General features: G+C 69.4%; 16 protein-coding genes and 1 tRNA gene. 10 read left to right on the forward strand and 7 right to left on the reverse strand.

Annotated features, from left to right (window positions below; translation table 11 throughout):
• The 3 genes from Q4P07_RS04595 to htpX all read left to right on the forward strand — a co-directional run.
• The coding region (locus tag Q4P07_RS04595; RefSeq protein ID WP_368660246.1) for a NuoM family protein at positions 1-1,622 on the forward strand (1,622 nt) is incomplete at its 5' end.
• The gene (locus Q4P07_RS04600) at positions 1,619-3,097 is read left to right on the forward strand and encodes an NADH-quinone oxidoreductase subunit N (protein WP_303373724.1); all 1,479 of its coding nucleotides are present in this window, start codon (positions 1,619-1,621) and stop codon (positions 3,095-3,097) included. The genes Q4P07_RS04595 and Q4P07_RS04600, both read left to right, overlap by 4 nt.
• A 42-nt stretch (positions 3,098-3,139) precedes the next feature.
• A complete protein-coding gene (gene htpX / locus Q4P07_RS04605; protein WP_303373725.1) occupies positions 3,140-4,015 on the forward strand; it encodes a zinc metalloprotease HtpX in 876 nt (291 codons plus the stop codon).
• Here the strand turns inward: htpX and folP are convergent.
• The 4 genes from folP to Q4P07_RS04625 all read right to left on the reverse strand — a co-directional run bounded on the left by folP (position 4,009) and on the right by Q4P07_RS04625 (position 7,298).
• Positions 4,009-4,941, reverse strand: a complete 933-nt coding sequence (gene folP, locus Q4P07_RS04610) for a dihydropteroate synthase (protein ID WP_303373726.1) — start codon at positions 4,939-4,941, stop codon at positions 4,009-4,011. The genes htpX and folP overlap by 7 nt on opposite strands.
• 84 nt (positions 4,942-5,025) lie before the next feature.
• On the reverse strand, positions 5,026-6,453 hold the full coding sequence (locus tag Q4P07_RS04615; RefSeq protein WP_303373727.1) for a hypothetical protein: 1,428 nt from the start codon (positions 6,451-6,453) through the stop codon (positions 5,026-5,028).
• A gap of 55 nt (positions 6,454-6,508) precedes the next feature.
• On the reverse strand, positions 6,509-7,057 hold the full coding sequence (locus Q4P07_RS04620) for an RNA polymerase sigma factor (protein ID WP_303373728.1): 549 nt from the start codon (positions 7,055-7,057) through the stop codon (positions 6,509-6,511).
• Between the two features lie 158 nt (positions 7,058-7,215).
• Positions 7,216-7,298 (reverse strand) — tRNA-Tyr (locus Q4P07_RS04625).
• A 93-nt stretch (positions 7,299-7,391) separates the two neighbouring features.
• Here Q4P07_RS04625 and Q4P07_RS04630 point away from each other — a divergent pair.
• From Q4P07_RS04630 to rocD, 3 genes are all read left to right on the forward strand, one after another.
• Positions 7,392-7,889: a YajQ family cyclic di-GMP-binding protein gene (locus Q4P07_RS04630; protein ID WP_303373729.1), complete on the forward strand. Its 498-nt coding sequence runs from the start codon at positions 7,392-7,394 to the stop codon at positions 7,887-7,889.
• Between the two features lie 36 nt (positions 7,890-7,925).
• Positions 7,926-9,293 (forward strand): MFS transporter, encoded by a 1,368-nt coding sequence (locus tag Q4P07_RS04635; RefSeq protein WP_303373730.1) that lies wholly within the window; start codon positions 7,926-7,928, stop codon positions 9,291-9,293.
• An 82-nt stretch (positions 9,294-9,375) separates the two neighbouring features.
• A complete protein-coding gene (rocD, locus tag Q4P07_RS04640) occupies positions 9,376-10,602 on the forward strand; it encodes an ornithine--oxo-acid transaminase (RefSeq protein ID WP_303373731.1) in 1,227 nt (408 codons plus the stop codon).
• 59 nt (positions 10,603-10,661) lie between these two features.
• On the opposite strand, the gene Q4P07_RS04645 is transcribed toward rocD, so the two are convergent.
• Entirely contained in the window at positions 10,662-11,618 is a 957-nt protein-coding gene (locus tag Q4P07_RS04645) for a YafY family protein (RefSeq protein ID WP_303373732.1), read from the reverse strand.
• Between the two features lie 62 nt (positions 11,619-11,680).
• Between Q4P07_RS04645 and Q4P07_RS04650 the strand changes: the two genes are divergently transcribed.
• On the forward strand, positions 11,681-12,421 hold the full coding sequence (locus Q4P07_RS04650) for an alpha/beta hydrolase (RefSeq protein WP_303373733.1): 741 nt from the start codon (positions 11,681-11,683) through the stop codon (positions 12,419-12,421).
• 35 nt (positions 12,422-12,456) lie between these two features.
• Positions 12,457-13,254, forward strand: coding sequence for a sulfite exporter TauE/SafE family protein (locus Q4P07_RS04655; protein WP_303373734.1), 798 nt, complete (start codon positions 12,457-12,459; stop codon positions 13,252-13,254).
• A gap of 72 nt (positions 13,255-13,326) precedes the next feature.
• On the opposite strand, the gene Q4P07_RS04660 is transcribed toward Q4P07_RS04655, so the two are convergent.
• Together Q4P07_RS04660 and Q4P07_RS04665 are read right to left on the reverse strand one after the other, a co-directional pair.
• Positions 13,327-15,357 carry an acyl-CoA dehydrogenase gene (locus Q4P07_RS04660; protein WP_303373735.1) on the reverse strand — a complete coding sequence of 677 codons (2,031 nt, stop codon included), beginning with the start codon at positions 15,355-15,357 and terminating at the stop codon, positions 13,327-13,329.
• Entirely contained in the window at positions 15,354-16,097 is a 744-nt protein-coding gene (locus Q4P07_RS04665) for a TetR/AcrR family transcriptional regulator (RefSeq protein WP_303373736.1), read from the reverse strand. The genes Q4P07_RS04660 and Q4P07_RS04665 overlap by 4 nt, the downstream gene beginning before the upstream one ends.
• Before the next feature lie 114 nt (positions 16,098-16,211).
• Between Q4P07_RS04665 and Q4P07_RS04670 the strand changes: the two genes are divergently transcribed.
• Both Q4P07_RS04670 and Q4P07_RS04675 read left to right on the forward strand, forming a co-directional pair.
• Positions 16,212-17,510 (forward strand): acetyl-CoA C-acetyltransferase, encoded by a 1,299-nt coding sequence (locus Q4P07_RS04670; RefSeq protein WP_303373737.1) that lies wholly within the window; start codon positions 16,212-16,214, stop codon positions 17,508-17,510.
• A 1-nt stretch (position 17,511) separates the two neighbouring features.
• Positions 17,512-18,945 carry a 3-oxoacyl-ACP reductase gene (locus tag Q4P07_RS04675; protein WP_303373738.1) on the forward strand — a complete coding sequence of 478 codons (1,434 nt, stop codon included), beginning with the start codon at positions 17,512-17,514 and terminating at the stop codon, positions 18,943-18,945.
• Positions 18,946-18,979 lie beyond the last annotated feature (34 nt).

An 18,979-nucleotide genomic window follows, 5' to 3' on the forward strand; every position in this document is an offset into this window, starting at 1 on the left:
CCACCGCGCTGATGCCCACTGCGTCGTGGCGCTCGGCGCTCAGTCAGGCACTCGATCTCGTGCCCGACCTTGGGACCGCCTGGATCGTCCTCGCGCTGGCACCGCTGCTCGTGGCTGCGGTCACCCTCCTCACCGCGGGCCGGTGGGGCACCGCCCCGAGCCGGCGCTCCGTGCACGCGGTGTCCGTCGCCGCAGCCTTCCTCTCCTCTCTCGGCGTGGCCGGGACGGCGCTCCAGCGGCCCGTCGTCGACACCCCGTGGATCCCCAGCCTCGGGATCACGATGCGCCTGGTCGCCGACGGTTTGAGCATCCCGCTGCTCCTGCTGACCTCCGTCGTCGGGGTCGCGGCGGTGCTCCTGCACCTGCACGTCCCCGCGCCCGATCGCCATACCCCCCTCGAGGACGCCGACCTCGATCGAACCGCGCCCATCCCGGTCCTTCGTCCTGCGGACCTGCCGGGGCTGGCGACCTACCACGCCTGCCTCCTCCTGGTGATCCTCGGCGCGCTCCTGGCTTTCCTCGCCGGCGACGCCATCGTCTTCTTTGTCGGCTTCGAGCTCGTGCTGGTGCCGATGTGGGTGCTGGTGGCCAGGTATGGCGACCCCAACAGCCATCGCGAGGGCGCGGCGTTGCGCTTCCTCCTCATCACGGTGCTCGGGTCGACCCTGATGCTCGTCGGCATCCTCGGCATCGCGACCGCCACCGGCACGACCGACTTTGCGCGCTGGGCCGAGCTTGGCGGGGTCTCGCTGTCGCCCCGCACGCAGGTGGTGCTCGCGGCGATCCTGCTCACCGGCTTCTGCCTGAAGATCCCGGTCTTCCCGCTCCACACCTGGCTGCCCTGGGTGCATGCGACGGCACCGACCGCGGGGTCGGTGCTGCTGGCGGCGGTGCTTCTCAAACTCGGCACCTACGGGATCGTCCGGGTAGTGATGCCGGTGCTGCCCGAGGGTTTCGCCACCTTGGCGCCGCTGCTGGGCGGGCTCGCGGTGGCCGGCATCATCTGGGCCTCGCTCGCCTGCCTCGTCGAGCCGGACCTCAAGCGGCTCATCGCGTGGTCCTCTATCGCGCACCTGGGTTTCGTGGTCCTGGGGCTGTCCACGGGCACGCAGACCGGGCTGCAGGCAGCGCTCTACGGCAACGTTGCGCACGGCCTCATCTCCGCCTTCCTCTTCATCGTGGTCGGCGGCCTCAAGCACCGCTGGGGGACGGCTGACCTCACCATCGCCCGTGCTGCGCTCCGCGAGGCGACCCCGCGCCTGGGTGCGGCGCTCATCTTCGGTCTGGCGGCCGCCATGGGCCTGCCGGGTCTGGCCGGCTTCTGGGGCGAGATCGGGGCGATCTACGCTGCCTGGGCACCGGCGGTCGATCGGCCCGATGGCTGGTTCCGCCTCTACTCCGGGGCGGCCGCGATCGGCGCGGCGCTCGCGGTCGCCTACAGCGTCCGCGTGCTGCGCGAAGTCTGGTCCGGTGACCGGATCGAGCCACGCATCCCCGATGCCGTCCGCACCGAACGCGTGGTCCTGCGTGCGCTCGGCGCCCTCATCCTGCTGCTCGGCGTCGCGCCGATCCTGCTCCTGACCATCACCGCTCCCGCGACCCTGGCGGTGATCGGTCCATGACCGTGGACGTCAATCTCCTGGCCACCCTGCCCGTGCTGATCCCGCTCGCGACCGCGGTGCTGGTGCTGCTGCTCGACGCCGCATTGCCGGGCAGGCGAGTCGCCCATCTTTACCTCACCGGGACGGGCCTGTTGGGCGGCGCGATCGCGGCGGCCCCTGGCCTGCTCGCCGTCTCAGGTGACCGAGCCAGCGCCTTCTGCCTACCGACCGGAGCGTGCCTGTATGCCGCGGACCGGCTGGCCTCGACGCTCCAGTTCTGCGCGCTGCTCGGTGCGCTCGTGGTCCTGGTCCTCTCGTGGGCCGACTGGTCGCGGGCCTGCGCGACCGACCGCGCCCCCGTGGTGGCCGCGCTCCTGCTCGGAGCCACCGCAGGGACCGTGGCCATCCCGGCGGCCGGTGACCTCGGGACGCTGCTGGTGTCTCTGGAGCTGGCCACCGTCCCGACCGTCGCCCTCGTCGCCCTGACCGACCCCCGGTGGTCCTCGCCTCGCCGGGCGGACGCCGTCGACGGTGCCGTCGCCCTGCTCACCACGTCGTTGGTCTCTTTCGGGCTGCTCGCCCTCGGCGCTGCCCTCTGGGTCGTGGCGACCGGGTCGGCGCTGCTGACCATGCCCACCACGCAACGACCTGCCCTGCTGCTCCTGGCCTCGGTCTTCGTGCTGTGCGGGTTGGCGTTCAAGGTCTCCGCCGTGCCTTTCCACGCCTGGACCCCGTTGACCTACGTCACGGCTCCGCTGCCGATCACCGCCTACCTCGCCACCGTCTCCAAGGTGGCCGCCCTCGGTGGCCTCGTCGTGCTGATCCGGGCGCTCGGCACCGTCGACAACACCACGCTGCTGGCGGTCGCGTTGCTCGCTGCCCTGTCCATGACCATCGGCAACATCGTGGCGCTCGTCCAGGAGGACGCGGTGCGTCTGCTGGCCTGGTCGACGGTTGCTCAGGCCGGCTGGGTCCTGCTGCCGCTGGCCTCGCTGTCCTCGCGCGCCGCCCACGCCGCCGCGTCCTACCTGATCGTCTATGTGGTGGCCACCCTGCTCGCTTTCGTGGTCGTCATCGCCCTGGCTCACCTGACCGGTTCCACCTCGCTGGAGCGTCACCGGGGCGCGATGCGCACGCATCCGCTGCTCGCGCTGGCGCTCGGCCTGGCTTTGCTGACACTGGCTGGCCTGCCGCCGGCCATCGCCGGTCTCATCGCCAAAGTGGTGGCGCTGCGCCCGGTCACCGGCGACGGCACGTGGTGGCTGGCGATCGTCGCAGCACTCAACGTGGCGCTCGGCATCGCGGTCTACGTGCGCTGGATCGCCCGGTTGCTCGGCCGGCCCGCCTCCGTGCAAAGGCGCCAGGATCGGCCGGTCGACGCCGGGTCTTCGCCAGTGCCGCCGGCACGGCACACCCCGATCAGCAGCTGGGTGCTGGTCGCGGTGCTCGCGGCCCTGCTTGTCGTGGGGAGCATCACGCCGCTCGGCGTGATCTGAGCAGACCCGGAACAGGTGCGCGGGCAAAGACGTTCCATCGGCATGCACAAGCATTACAACGGGCTCAAGACCACGATGCTCTTCGGCGCGATCTGGGCGCTCTTTCTCGGCCTGGGCGCGGTCATCGGCAACGGCCGCTACATCTGGCTGTTCGCGCTCTTCGGGCTCGGCACGACCTTCTACAGCTACTGGAACTCCGACAAGCTCGCCATCAAGGCGATGCGAGCTGTGCCCGTGACGCGGGAGCAGCAGCCGGGCATGTATCGGATCGTGGAGGAGCTCTCCGCCGCCGCGGACAAGCCCATGCCACGGCTCTACGTCAGCCCTACCGCCGCGCCCAACGCCTTCGCGACGGGCCGCAACCCGCAGCACGCTGCCGTGTGCTGCACCGCAGGGATCTTGGCGCTGCTCGACGAACGGGAGCTCAGGGGGGTGCTGGGCCACGAGCTCATGCACGTCTACAACCGGGACATCCTCACCAGCTCGATGGCCGCCGGGATCGCCGGTGTCATCACCTCGGTCGCGCAGATGATGCTCTTCTTCGGTGGCAGCAACCGCAACAACGGCGCCAACCCGCTGGCGCTGCTGGCCATGGCCCTGCTCGCGCCCTTCGCGGCGATGGTGATCCAGCTGGCGATCAGCCGGACGCGTGAGTATGACGCGGACCAGGACGGGTCCGAGCTGACTGGCGACCCGCTCGCGTTGGCCTCCGCCCTGCGCAAGCTGGAGGCTGGCACTGCTCGAGCACCGCTCGCGCCCGAGCCGGCCATCGTCAACGCCAGCCACATGATGATCGCCAACCCGTTCCGGGGGCGTGACGCGACAAAACTGTTCTCTACCCACCCACCGATGGCCCAGCGGATCGCCCGGCTCGAGGCCATGGCTACGGGCCGGCAGCCCGGCATCGAGCGCTACTGACCGATCGGCTCTCCGCGCACGCGGAGGGCCGGCGGCCGGTCCCCCCTGATCGAGGCGACCATGTCGACGACGCGCCGGGTGGCGCGCACGTCGTGTGCCCGGAAGACGCTGGCGCCCAGCCAGGCCGCGATCGCGGTGGCGGCCAGCGTCCCCTCCAGCCGGTCGTCGGCCTCCAGGTCGAGGGTCTCGCCGACAAAGTCCTTGCGCGAGAGCGCCTGCAGCACCGGATAGCCCAGGGCAGCGATGTCGGCGGTATGCCGCAGCGTGGTCAGCGAATGCCGCGTCGTCTTGCCGAAGTCGAGAGTGGGGTCGACCAGGATCCGTTCCGGCGCCACACCCGCTGTTCGAGCCTGCTCCGCACCCTTGGCGAGTCCCCGGAGCACGTCCCGCACGACGGCGAGCTCGTCGTCACCCTGCGCATCGACATACCTCATCCCGACCGGATCAGTCCGCGGTGGCAGCCCGCCGGTGTGTGAGCAGACCACGCCGGCACCGATGCGGGCGGCGACCTGGACGAGCTCGGGGTCGTAGCCGGCCCAGGTGTCGTTGACCAGGTCGATAGTGCCGGCGGCCGCCTCGGCCACCTCGCTGCGCCAGGTGTCGAGGGACAGGATGAGCTGCGGGTAGGTCGAGCGCGCCCGTTCCAAGAAGGGCACCACCCGGTCGATCTCCTCGCTGATGGTGACGACCTCGCCCTCATGGCCAGCGCGGACCCCGCCGACGTCGACGATGTCTGCGCCGCACTCGACTGCTGCGTCGAGCGCGGAGAGTGCGTCGTCGATGGCAGCGTGCCGGTTGCCGGACCAGAACGAGTCCAGAGTCCGGTTGATGATGGCCATCACCGCGGGCCGGCTGGAGTCGAAGGTGTGGCCGCGCAGCTCCAGCGCCGGTGCGTGCGGCAGATCAAGGCGATGGGGGGAGGTCATGACCGCATGGTCGCACCTGTGCCTGCACCGTCGACGCAGGACGATGCAGGCACAGGTGCAGGCGCAGGGTGGTGCCGGGCTGGATTACTGCCAGCTCTGCCAGTCGATGGATTCGTCGGCGATCGCCATGACGACGTAGTGCATGCCGTCCGGCGTGATGAGCTTCCACGTCGGCACCTCCAGCGTGCCGGACTGGGTGTAGATGTTGCCCTGCACCAGCTCTGCCTTGGTGACCGTCTTCTCCTTGAGCAGGAGCGGGATCCGCATCCCGGGCTCGACCTTGACCGGTTTGGGCATGGTGTAATCCGGCTCCGCGTAGTCCGGCGCCGCGGAGGTCGTGGCCGCCATGTCCTCCTGCGCCACCATGTCCTCGGCGATCATCACGCCGTAGTCCATGGTGAACTCGCGCTGGGAGTAGCGTGCGACCGCCTCTACCGGCGAGATGAGCGGATACTGCCCCAAGGAGGTCATCTCTCCGATGCTGCCCGAGGCGCTGATGACTCCTTGCGGCCCGACCGTGACGCTGGTGATGAGCTGGCCGAGCAGATCGTCAGCGGGTCGACCCTCCAGGGCCAGCTCGCTCGCCCCCGGCTCTCCGTAGTCCATCGCGGTGAAGTCATAGCCGCTGAAGTCCAGGCCCGTAGTGGACAAGAACTCCCTCGCCGTCGCGATCGCGGCCTCCTCGGTCGGGGGCGGTCCGGAGACTTCCTTGCACAGTGTCGAGTCAGGAAACGGGATGCTCGGGCCCACGCTCTTGGCCCACTCCTCTTTGATCATGGCGAGCTCCTGCGCGGAGGGGGCCTGATACATCTCCGCGCAGTAGGGGCTGTTCAACATGTCCTCATAGTTGAAGTGCATGGGTCCACCCGCCTCGCGTTGGGCGGACAGGACCTGGAGCGTGTCCGGGTTGATGATCGCGTCGGCGCCGAACCAGCTCTCGTCCGCGCCCTGGGAGATCGGCGTTCCTTCGAACTTCAACTGCTGTTGCCACTGAGCGAGGAAGATCTCTGGGTCCACGTCGGAAGTCAGGGCTCGGACCTCGCCGGTGCTGGAGGTGGTCGCGAGGTCTGGCCCCGCGACCAGCCGAACCGGGCCGGGGTCATAACTCATCCCGGAGCCGCTGTCCGAGGAGGCTTGCGCCGAGCCCTGGGTCAGCTCGCCGGAGGAGCCGGCGCCTGCGCTGTCCTCGGCGATCCCTGGGGAGGCCGGGGTGACGATCTTGTTCTGACCACCGGTGGCGAGGCTGTCGGAGTCGCTGGACTGGGCACCGAGGGCATAGCCACCGATACCAATACCGAGCGCGGCGACGGCAGCTGCGGCGATCCATGGTGTCCGCAGCCGCGGGCCGCCCAGGGCGTCGTCGGCGAGGTGGGTCACGGTGTCTCCCGCGCCGAGGCTTGCTGGTGCCTTGGCGCCGATAGCGCGCCGAAGGGAGTGCAGGTCAGGGTGGGATCCGGTTGCCGGATCGCTGGCGCGGAGGCGGGACATCGCGTCGTCGTCGTGGTCGGCCATGATGGTGAACTCCTTTGGTGCTGGTCAGAGATACTGGAAGTTGAGGTGGAGCGACCTAGTGGTCGTCGGCCCAGACCTGGCGTAACCGGGCTCGGGCCCGGGAGAGTGCGGCAGCTGCCCCACCCCTGGTCAGGCCCAGCGCCTGCGCCAGACCTTCCCCGTCCAGGCCTTCCCAGGCGTGCAGCATCAGCACGGTGCGGTCGCGGGCGCTGAGCGTGGCCATCGCACGTCTCACCTCGTCATCGACCATGACCAGGTCGGCCGGGTCGACGCTGCGCGAGGTGTGGGTCTCCTGATCGTCGGTGCCGTAGTCGGACAGCAGCGTCAGCGTGGGTTTGCGACGGTGGTTGGCGAGCACGAAGGACGCCGTCTTGTAGAGCCAGGGCAGTTCGAACCCCTCAGGGACCTTGTCCCGGCGGCGCCAGGCGGTGGCGAAGACCTCTGCGGCGAGGTCCTCGACGTCGTTGTAGGGCGCCCTTCGGACGAAGTAGCGATGAATCGACGTCGCATGCTGGGCGAAGAAGCTGTCGAACCAGGTGGCTTCCCGCGGGTCCGTCGACATGGCTGCGGGGGCGGCGTCGCTCCCAGCGAGGCGAAGGGCCATCGCTGCCTCCTCGGTGTCAGGTGGCGCTGGCCCCGGTTGGGGCCGACACCTGCTCTATGTCAGGTGGGCGGTCACTGTTGCACACACGGTGGGCAGGGCAAGACGCTGCCCACAGATGCACGAAGGGCACCGGGAGTCCCGGTGCCCTTCGTCGTGCGTGGCAGGTGCAGGATTCGAACCTGCGTAGGCGTACGCCGGCGGATTTACAGTCCGCTTCCATTGGCCACTCGGACAACCTGCCAGTGCGCTGAGCGCGGATGAAAGGATAACAGCCAAAGCCCGACGGTCCGAATCACCCGGCCGTCCCAGATCGACATACCAGGAGAGATGCCCCATGGCCGATTCGTCGTTCGACATCGTCAGCAAGGTCGACCACCAGGAGGTCGCCAACGCGGTCAACCAGGCCGCCAAGGAGATCAGCCAGCGTTACGACTTCAAGAATGTCGGCGCTTCCGTCGAGCTCTCGGGCGAGACCATCAAGATGGCGGCCAACACGCAGGAGCGGGTCAAGGCCGTCCTGGACGTGCTGCAGACCAAGCTCGTCAAGCGGGGCGTCTCCCTCAAACACCTCGACTACAGCAACGATGGTGAGCCCAAGCCCTCAGGCAAAGAGTACCGACTGGAGGCCGCGCTGTCGGAGGGCATCTCGAGCGAGAACGCCAAGAAGGTGTCCAAGATGATCCGCGAGGAAGGCCCCAAGGGCGTCAAGCCGCTGATCCAGGGCGACGAGCTCCGCGTCACCTCCAAATCCCGTGACGACCTCCAGGCCGTGCAGGCGCTGCTGAAGGGCAAGGAGCTGGACTTCGCGATCCAGTTCACCAACTACCGCTGAGCGTCGTCGGGCGCGGGCGGGTCTATCCTCCAAGCCATGTCTCCCAGCCGACCTGACCGCACCGTCGCGGCTCCTGGCGCCGGGAGCCGGCCGGGGCCGACCCGTCCGGAGCGGATGGGCCGGCTGCCCTACACCCCCGAACACACCCGGATGCTCTTCGGCTCGGGCATGGGCTGGGCGCTGGACGCGATGGACGTGGGGCTCATCTCCTTCGTCGGGCTGGCGATCACCAACGAGTGGGGGCTGGACAAGACCCAGCAGGCGTGGCTGCTGTCCATCGGCTTCGTCGGGATGATGCTTGGGGCGACCGTCGGCGGCATGCTGTCGGACCGCTACGGCCGCCGCACCGTGTTCGCGCTGACGCTGGTCATCTACGGCCTAGCGACCGGGGCCTCGGCATTGACCACGGGCCTGGCGGCATTGCTGCTGCTGCGCTTTGTCGTCGGGATCGGGCTGGGGGCAGAGCTCCCGGTTGCCTCGACGCTGGTCAGCGAGCTCTCGCCGACCAGGATCCGCGGTCGGATGGTCATCATCCTGGAGGCGTTCTGGGCGGTCGGCTGGCTGCTCGCCGCGCTCATCGGATTCTTCATCGTCCCCAACTTCGACAACGGTTGGCGTATCGCCTTCGCGCTGGGCGTCATCCCGGCGATCTGGGCGATCGTCATCCGGTGGGGGATGCCCGAGTCGCCGCTCTTCCTGGAACGTCGCGGGCGCCTCGAGGAGGCGGAGATGGTCGTGCGCCGCTTCGAGAAGTCCGCGGGCATCGAGCCGGTCGAGAGCCGAGAGCTCGATCCGAGCCCGCCCCGCACAGCCGGCCAGCTCTGGTCGGCTCCCTACCGGGTCCGGACCGCCGGCATCTGGATGGTGTGGTTCTGCGTCAACTTCTCCTACTACGGCGCCTTCATCTGGCTGCCGAGCCTGCTCTATGCCCAGGGCTACGACCTGGTGAAGTCGTTCGGCTACACCCTCATCATCACCCTGGCCCAGCTTCCGGGCTACGCGCTGGCTGCGTACCTCGTCGAGGTCTGGGGCCGGCGCCTCACCCTGGCTTCCTTCCTGGTCGGATCGGCAGCCTCGGCCATGCTCTTCGGCCTGGCGAACGGGCCAACCCAGATCATCGCGGCGGGCATGGCGCTGTCCTTCTTCAACCTGGGCGCCTGGGGGGCGCTGTATGCGGTCACGCCCGAGATCTACCCGACCACGATGCGCGGCTCGGGCGCCGGGGCGGCGGCCGGCTTCGGCCGGATCGCCTCGATCATCGCGCCGCTGTCGGTGCCCGCGATCCTGGCCCTGTGGGGCAACGTCGGCCTGTTCGGGATCTTCGGTGTGACCTTCCTGGTCGGTGCGGTCGCCGCCTACCTGCTGCTCCCCGAGCATGCCGGCGACGCCCTCGACCTCACCTGACCGGACGGTCGTTGCTGCCGTTCCGGGCGGTCGCTGCTGCCTACCCTGTCGGCCACAGGTCTGCCCCTCGTAAGATGTGGCCATGACCGAGCTTTCGACCAACCAGGACTTCATAGACCTTGAGGACAAGGTCGCCGCGCACAACTACAGCCCACTGCCGGTGGTGGTCGGGACCGCCGAGGGGATCTGGGTCACCGACGTCGAGGGCAACCGATATCTGGACGCGCTGTCGGGTTACTCCGCCCTCAACTTCGGGCACCGCCACCCGGGCCTGATCCAGGCCGCTAAGGATCAGCTGGACAAGTCGACGCTGACCAGTCGCGCGTTCCACAACGATCAGCTCGGTCCGTTCTGCGAGGCGCTGGCCACACTCCTCGGCAAGGACATGATCCTGCCCATGAACACCGGCGCTGAGGCGGTCGAGACCGCCCTCAAGATCGCCCGCAAGTGGGGCTACCGCGTCAAGGGTGTGGCGGCGGGCCAGGCCGAGATCATCGTGATGGACGGCAACTTCCACGGCCGGACCACTACGATCATCTCCTTCTCCGACGACCCTGAGGCGCACGACGACTACGGTCCCTACACGCCGGGCTTCGTCTCGGTGCCGTATGGCGACCTCGCGGCGGTCGAGGCAGCGGTCACGGACAACACCGTGGCGGTGCTGGTGGAGCCGATCCAGGGGGAGCAGGGCGTGATGATCCCCAAGGAGGGGTTCCTCCCGGGGCTGCGTGAGCTGTGCACCGCCAAAAACGTGCTGATGATCGCGGACGAGATCCAGTCCGGGCTTGGCCGCACCGGAACGACTCTGGCCTGCGGATATGAAGGCGTCGAAGCGGACATCTACACCCTCGGCAAGGCGCTCGGCGGCGGGATCGTGCCACTCTCAGCCGTCGCGGCCAACGCCGACGTGATGAACGTCATCACGCCTGGCACGCACGGCTCGACCTTCGGCGGCAACCCGCTGGCGGCGGCCGTCGGCAAGGCCGTGGTCGACCTGCTTGCCACGGGTGAGTACCAGGCCAACGCCGCTGCCCTCGAAGGCCAGTTCCGCGCAGACCTGGAGTCCCTCGTCGGCAAGGGAGTAGTCGCAGTGCGCGTGCGTGGTCTCTGGGCCGGCGTGGACATCGACCCCGACCTGATGAGTGGCAAGGCGGCGTGCAAGGCGCTGGCCAAGAACGGTGTCCTCGCCAAGGAAACTCACGGCGCCACGATCCGTCTCGCACCGCCGTTGACGATCACCAGTGACGAGCTCAAGATCATCACCGACGCGGTCGCCGCGGTGGTCACGGAGGCTCGTAGCAACCACTGACCCCCACAGGGTCCAGGGCACGCGCTCGGTCCAGGTGGCTGGCGCGTGTCCCGTCGGGGTCAGGGGTGGGCGGCGCGGCGCAGCCGTTCGCTGAGCTCGAGGGTGCGTTCACGCAGCTCTGGTGGGTCCAGCACCTCGAAGGCAACATCCAGCCAGAGCATCTCGATCGCCAGATAGTCCAGCGTCTCGGCGCCAGTCTCCAGCTCACAGGTGCCGTCGCCGAGGTCGGTGAGGGTTCCGGCGTTCTGCGGGACCCGTGTCGCGGCCTCGGCGATCGGGAGGTGCAACCGAAGCCGCGCGACATGGCGGTAGGGCGAGCGGATGACGGACTCGCGGATGTAGTCGACGGGGTCCGGGGCCGGTCGCGGCGGGAAGCCAAAGGTCGTCGGGTGCAGGCTCGCCACGTCCACCCGGTCCAGGCGGAAGGAGCGCCAGTCCTCCTTCTGGACGTCATAGGCCAACAGGTACCACCGTCGCCCCATGACCACCACGCGGTAGGGCTCGACCCGGCGTGAGGTCGGGGTCCCGTCGCGTGAGAGGTAGTCGAAGCGGACGAGGACATGGTCACGGCACGCGCGGGCGATGGCGCTGATCAGCTGGGCCTCGACCGGTGCGCTGACCCCCTCGACCGCGATCACCGCCTGGCTGATGGCCTCCACCTCACCGCGCAGCGTGCTGGGTAGCACCTGGTCGAGCTTGGCCAACGCGCGCAATGCCGACTCCTCCACCCCCGTCACCGACCCGCCGGCGGCCAGCCGCAAGCTCACCGTCACGGCGACCGCCTCGTCCGGGTCGAGCAGCAGGGGCGGAAGTTTGCCGCCTGCGCCGAGTTGGTAGCCGCCGCCGACGCCAGTGCTCGCCCGGACCGGATAACCGAGCCGGCGCAACCGCTCGACGTCGCGTCGCACGCTCCGGGTCGTCACGCCGAGCCGTTCGGACAGCTCCTCGCCGGTCCACATCGCCCGGCCCTGGAGAAGCCCCAGCAACTGCAGGACCCGGGCCGTGGTGTCGCTCATGATCAACATGCTGCCACCCATCAAGGACACATCCTGTCCGCAAGTCCAGGCATCCTTGAGCCATGACTGAAGAAAGTGACATCCAACCCTGCGCCCACGTCGTTCTGGTCCCCGGATTCTGGCTGGGGGCTTGGGCCTGGGACGCGGTCGTCGACCACTTGCGGCAAGCTGGCCTCGACCCGGTCGCCCTCACTCTGCCCGGCCTCGAGCCCGACCATAGCGACCGTGGATCGGTGCGACTGCAGGACCATGTCGCGGCTATCGAAGAGGCGCTCGCCGCTGCCCAGCCCGGCGCCCGCACCGTGCTCGTCGCGCACAGCGGCGCGGCCGTCCCGGCCACCGTCGCCCTCGACCGCCACGTCGAAGAGATTGACCACGTCGTGTGGGTGGACACCGCCCCAGTCGTCAACGGCTTCGCGCTCTCGCCGCAGGCCCAGGGAGCGGAGCATCCACTCTCGGCGCAGTGGGACGATGAGTTCGAGCAGGGCTCGATGGACGGCCTGTCCCAGCAGCAGCTGGACACCTTCCGGGAGCGAGCCGTGCCCCAGCCCACCGGCAGCAGGCGCGACGCCGCGTCCCTGACCGACGACCGTCGCCTCGACGTGCCCGGCACCATCGTCTGCACCGCCTTCCCCGCGGCCGACTACCTCTCCTACGCCGAGCAGGGGATGCCCTTCCTCGCTGGTCTGCGCGAGCATCGCGTCCTGGAACTGGTCGATCTACCTACCGGCCACTGGCCGATGTGGAGCGAGCCGGCCGAGCTGGCCCAGATCATCGTCGCCGCAGCTGCGGCGGCGGGGTGAGGGCGTTCGCCTGACTGCAGGCACAATGACCCGTGATGGATATCTTCATTGAGGTCGGGATCGGGCTCTTGGTGGGCCTGGTGATGGGTGCACTCGGCGGGGGCGGCGCGATCATCACCGTGCCTGCGCTCGTCTATCTGCTCGATCAGCCGCCGGCGGTAGCCACGACCACGTCCCTCGTCGTCGTCGGCATCACCGGTGTGGTCAGCGTCGTCCAGCACGCTATGCACGGTCGGATCCGTTGGTCCGACGGCCTGGCTTTCGGGCTGATGGGTGCCGGGGGAGCGGTGCTCGGTGCCCGCGTGAGCACAGACGCCGATCCGCGGCTGGTCATGGGACTGTTTGCGGTCCTGCTCCTGCTGGTCGCGGCCGTGATGTGGCGCCGGGCGGGACCCAACGCGCGCACCGACCCTCGCGAGATGGGCAGCCCGTGGATCACCTGGCGCCCATTCTCGGTGAGCCCTCGCAGAGCGCTGCTCGTGCTCGTCGTCGCCTCCGGGGTCGGCGTCCTCACCGGCTTCTTCGGCGTCGGCGGCGGTTTCGCGATCGTCCCGGCGCTGATCCTCGTGCTGCGGATGCCGATGGCGCTGGCCGTAGGCACCTCGCTGCTCGTGATCACCATCAACTGCGCGACCGGACTGCTCGGGCGCATCGGCACCGATCTGCACATCGATGTCGGCCTGGTGACCGTCTTCGTCATCATGGCGGTGACGGGCAGCCTCATCGGTGGCTGGATCGGGCCGCGTCTGGACCCTTCGCTGCTGCAGCGCGTCTTTGCCGGACTGCTGCTGCTCATCGCGGTCTACGCGGGGGTCAACACCGCCCTCGGCTGACCGGGGCACGACCGCCGTCTCGCGTGAACTCGCCCCGCCCCTCCTGGCCAGACCGTCGCCGATCCGCCTCGCTCAGGCCACACCGGGCGTCCACCGCTGCGGTGCGGTCAGCATCGCGCTGTTGAGCCACGCCTCGGGGACGCCCAGGCCCTCGACCAGATCCAGAGCGCCCGGTCGCAGCTCGCCGCAGAGCCTGTTGATCGCAGCGGTGACGGCTTTGGCGCGCGTCGCGGACATGCGGTTGTGCGACTGGAACCAGCCTGAGTCGGCCTCGATCGAGCTCAGCGCGTGCAGGGTCGCGAGCCGCTCGAGCACCTCGCGCACCTCCTCGTCCTCGCACGCCTCGATCCCGGCCACGAACGCCTCGAGCACGACCCGGTCCATGTGCGTCCGGGCGGCCAGCAGCACATGATCCTGCGCCGCGTTGAAGGTCGTGAACGAGTCGGCCTCCTTGGCGCCCTTGCGCAAACGGTTGGCCAGCGTCTCCAGCACGTGTCGCTCGCGGTCGGCAAACATCGACAGGTGCCAGCCGCGATCCAGCAGCGTCTCGCTCTCGGAGCGCCGCGCCGCGGCCGCGATGAGACGGGACACGAACGGCCGCGCAGCCGTCGCCTCGACGAACTGGCCACCGATCGACCTCGCCGCGAACTGGACCATGCCACGCATGTCGAGGTCGCCCCACATCTCCTGGTAGTCAGAGAGCAGACCCTTGGCGACCAGTTGCAGGAGCACCGTGTTGTCGCCCTCGAATGTCGCGAACACGTCCGCATCGGCACGCAGCACGGTCAGACCGTTCTCGGCCATGTAGCCGGCCCCACCGCACGCCTCACGACATACCTGGATCGTGTCGTTGGCGAAGCGGGTGGTCAGCGCCTTGAGCCCGGCGGCCCGCGTCTCGAGCTCGCGCTGGGCCACCTGGTCCTTCTCGGGTGCCTCATGCAGATCCTGGAGCCGCTCCATGATCTCGTTGAGCGCAAACATGTGGGCGTATGACGTGGCGATCGCTGGGATCAGCTTGCGCTGGTGGGCAAGGTAGTCCAGGAGCGGGACCGCGCCGTCGTGACCGGGCGCGGAGAACTGCCGCCGCCGCAGCGCATAGCGGGTCGCGATCGACAAAGCCTTCCGGCTGGACACCGCGGCGCCCGCGGCCACGCAGATCCGTCCGCGCACCAGCGTGCCCAGCATGGTGAAGAAACGCTTGTTGTCGCCGTCGATCTCCGAGACGTAGCGGCCCTCGTCGTCGATGCCGCCGTAACGGTCGAGCAGCATCCGCCGCGGCACGCGCACCTGCTCGAAGGAGATGGTGCCGTTGTCCACGCCGTCGAGGCCACCCTTGAGGCCGTTGTCGCCCAGGGTCACCCCAGGGAGTGCCTGACCGTCGGGGTCACGAAGCGGGACGAGCACGACATGGACGCCGTGCGCCTGGCCACCGACCTCGAGCTGGCCGTAGACCGCTGCGATCCGGGCGTCCTCGGCCGCCGCGCCGATATAGGTCTTGGCCGACGATGGCGTGGGGGAGTGGACGATCAACTCGTCCGTCTCGCCGTCATAAGTGAGGGTGGTCTCCAGCGACGCCACGTCCGAACCATGCCCGAACTCGGTCATCGCGTAGCAGCCGATCTGATCCATCGACATGATCGGCGGAAGAATGTGCTCGTGGTGCCACTGGTTGCCCAGTGAGGTCACCGCCCCACCGAACAGGCCGAAGTGCACGCCGGACTTCACCGTCACCGACAGGTCGCCGTGGGAGGTGAGCTCGAAGTCGACGCAGGAGCGACCGACGTCGTCCAGCCCGCCCTGGGCGATCGGGAAACCGCTGCCGGCGGCACCGTGCTCGACCAAGGTCCGGAGCGCATTGCGCGTCCACTCACGGGCTTCGGGCACCGTTAGCTCGGGGTCGCGGACCATGGTCTCGTCGGGCAGGGCAGCACGGGCCAGGTCGCGAACCTGGCCGTATCGTCCGCCGGTAGCGTGGCGCAAGCGGTCGCCCAGGTCGCCGATGGCTTCCTGGCCACGCAGCTGGGTGGCGGCCTCGCCTGCGGCAGCGGGCATCTCGATGTCGGTGCTCGGCTCGGGCACGTGGGTCTGGCTCTGGGTGGTCATGATGCGTCCTCATGGTTGTCGGATCCGGTATGACGTGAAGGCTGGGGTGGGTCTGCGGGCGGGGTGCCGCTCTGCAAGCCCGGCGAGATCAGGGCGACGAGCGCGTCGGTGACCTGCTCGATCGTGGGGGCCGAAGGTCGTGACTGCTGCGTGAGCCAGTGGTCGGCCGCAGACTGGACCAGGCCGACGATGCCGTAGCCCCAGACGGGCGCGAGCAGCTCTGCTTGCGGGTGGCCGGCAGACTCCAGATGCTTCTGCAGAGTCTCGGTGAGCTGTTGGGCGACGCGGTCGGTGAGCTGGTGGACGGGGTCGTCGGGGTGGCCTTCCACGGTCTGCAGCGGGCGGGTCATCACGAAGCGGTAAATCTCCGGATCGCGCTGGACCATCCCCAGATAGGACGAGGCCATAGCGCTGATCCGGCTCACGACGTCGGCTCCGGTGGCGTGCGCCGCAGACAGGTCGGCCAGGATCGTCTCGTCGACGGCGGCGACCACGGCCCGGTAGAGGCCCAGCTTGTCCCCCAGGTGGCGGTAGAGCACGGTCTTGCTCGTGGCAGCCTCGGCCGCGATGTCGTCCATGCCCACGCCTGCGCCGTGCTTGCGGATAGCGCGCAGCGCGGCCTCGACGAGCTGTCGCCGCCGCTTGGTGCGATGCGCCTCCCAGCGCGCGTCACGGCCGTCACGGCCACCGTTGGGCAGAATGGTGCCCACGCGCGTCTCGGGCTGGGCAGAAGACCTCATGCGGTCCACAGTACCAAGTACGGCACGTATCGGCTACAGTCAGTATCGGATAGTTCGACCGGCCCGCAGCGACCGGGCCCCCACGACGGTGCACAGTGTGCACGAGGAGTGTCTATGACCCAGCAGCCCACCAAGTTCCCCCGCGACGCCGTCATCGTCGGCGGCAACCGGATCCCCTTCGGCAAGGCGGGCGGCGCCTACGCCTCCGCATCCAACCAGGCGATGCTCACGGCAACGCTCGACGGGCTCGTGGCCCGCTTCGGCCTGGCGGGTGAGCGCCTCGGTGAGGTCGCTGCCGGCGCCGTCCTGAAGCACTCCCGCGACTGGAACCTGGCCCGCGAGTGCGTGCTGGGCTCAGCCCTGGCACCCACGACCCCGGCCTATGACCTGCAGCAGGCCTGCGGTACCGGTCTGGAAGCCGTGATCCTGGTCGCCAACAAGATCGCGTTGGGCCAGATCGACTCTGCGGTCGCCGGTGGCGTCGACTCGGCCAGCGACGCCCCGATCGCCCTGGGAGAGGGGCTGCGCAAGGCACTCCTGACCGCCAGCCGCGCCAAGACCCCGATGGCTCGGGCCAAGGCGTTCACCGCCGTCCGTCCCGGAGACCTGGCCCCCGAGACCCCGCGCAACAGCGAGCCGCGCACCGGGCTGTCCATGGGCGAGCACCAGGCGCGCACCGCCAAACAGTGGGAGATCACCCGCGAGGCCCAGGACGAGTTGGCTGTCGCGAGCCACCACCACATGGCCAGCGCGTGGGACTCCGGCTTCTTCGATGACCTCGCCACCGGGTTCCTGCGTCTCTCCCGTGACGAGGGCCTGCGGCCCGACACCTCCGTGGAGAAGCTCGCCGCGCTGGCGCCGGTCTTCGGCAAGGGTGAGGGCGCCACGATGACCGCCGGCAACTCTACGCCGCTGTCCGACGGTGCCGCGCTGGTCCTGCTCTCCTCCCGCGAGTGGGCAGACGAGCGCCGGTTGCCGGTGCTCGCCACCTTCGTCGACGCCGAAGTCGCTGCCGTCGACTATGTCTCCGGCGACGAGGGTTTGCTGATGGCTCCCGCGTATGCCGTGTCCCGGCTGCTGGCCCGCCGGGGGCTGACGCTGCAGGACTTCGATTACTACGAGATCCACGAGGCTTTCGCCTCCACCGTGCTCGCCACTCTCAAGGCGTGGGAGTCGGAAGAGTTCTGCCGGGAGCGCCTTGGCCGGGAGGCCCCGCTGGGGTCGATCGACCGCAGCAAGCTCAACGTCAACGGCTCCTCGCTGGCCGCGGGGCATCCGTTTGCCGCCACTGGCGGCCGCATCGTGGCCACCCTGGCCAAGATGCTCCATGAGAAGGGCCCGGGCTCGCGGGGCCTGATCTCGATCTGCGCAGCCGGCGGCCAGGGTGTCGTCGCGATTCTGGAAGGGTGCTGACATGGCCGACTTCTTGCAGATGCTCACCTCCAACCCGCTCGCCAAGCAGCTCGGGCTGCCCCAGGCGGCTCATCTGCGCCGCGGCCGGGAGCTGCCGCAGGGCCCCGTGGTGCTTGGCGCCGCCGGCGGCACCCCGTCGCTGACCCAGGACGCCCTCGCGCTGCTCGGTGTCGAGGCACAGGACGCGCTCGTCGACACCGCCGAGACCCGGGTGACCCAGACGGCCGAGGACGGCAGCACCCGCGTCGTCCCCGCGCCCTACCCGTCCACGATCGGTGCGCTGGTCTTGGACGCGACGGCGCTCACGTCGATCTCCGATCTAGAGACCGTCCGCGGCCTGTTGCGGCCAGCCCTCAAGTCGGTCGAGACCTCCGGGCGCATTATCGTCGTCGGGATGGATCCCGAGGCGCTCTACGGCGGAGCTCCGGCCGCGGCCGCGGCCCAGCAGGCGCTGGAGGGCATCGTGCGCAGCGTCGGCAAGGAGCTGCGCGCGGGCGCGACCGCCAACCTGGTCCGCGTCGACCTGCTGGCTGACCGCGAGAGCGCGACCTGCGCCACGGACCTTGCCTCCACCCTGTCCTTCCTGCTGCAGGGCCGATCGGCCTATGTCGACGGCCAGGTCATCCAGGTAGGTCACGCCCCGGAGGGACGTGTCCTGGAGCTCGGCGCCGCCCGCCCCTACGAGGGCCAGATCGTCGTGGTGACCGGAGCCGGGCGAGGCATCGGCGCGAGCATCGCGGAGGTCTTCGCCCGCGATGGCGCGATGGTCGTGGCGGTCGATGTCCCGGCCAGTGGTCAGGGACTCGCCTCCGTAGCCAACAAGATCGGTGGCACCGCGCTCCAGCTCGACATCACCTCAGCGGACGCGGGGCAGCGCATCGCGGCCCACGTCGCCCAGCGCTTCGGTGACGCGGCCCGGATCCACGCGATCGTGCACAACGCCGGCATTACTCGGGACAAGCTGCTGGTCAACACCGACGAGGACCGCTGGGGCAGCGTGCTGGAAGTCAACCTCGCTGCGCAGATCCGCATCAACGAGGTCCTCCTCGACCCGGCCCTGCCCGGCGGGCTCGACGACGGGGCCCGGATCGTCGGCGTCGCCTCGACCTCGGGGATCGCCGGCAACCGTGGCCAGGCCAACTACGCCGCGTCCAAGGCCGGCGTCATCGGGCTGGTCCGCGCGATGGGCGCCGACCCGCGGCTGGCCGAGCGCGGGATCACCGTCAATGCGGTGGCCCCCGGCTTCATCGAGACCGAGATGACGGCCAAGATGCCGATGGCGACCCGCGAGGTGGCCCGGCGGATCAACTCCCTCCAGCAGGGCGGCAAGCCGGTCGACGTCGCCGAGACGATCGCCTGGCTCGCCGAGCCCTCGACCGCCGCCGTCACCGGCGAGGTCGTCCGGGTCTGCGGCCAGTCCCAGATCGGAGCCTGACCCATGACTGACCCGCCCATCACCGACCGGACGG

The sequence above is a fragment of the Ornithinimicrobium sp. genome, assembly GCF_030537745.1.
GTDB lineage: Bacteria > Actinomycetota > Actinomycetes > Actinomycetales > Dermatophilaceae > Ornithinicoccus.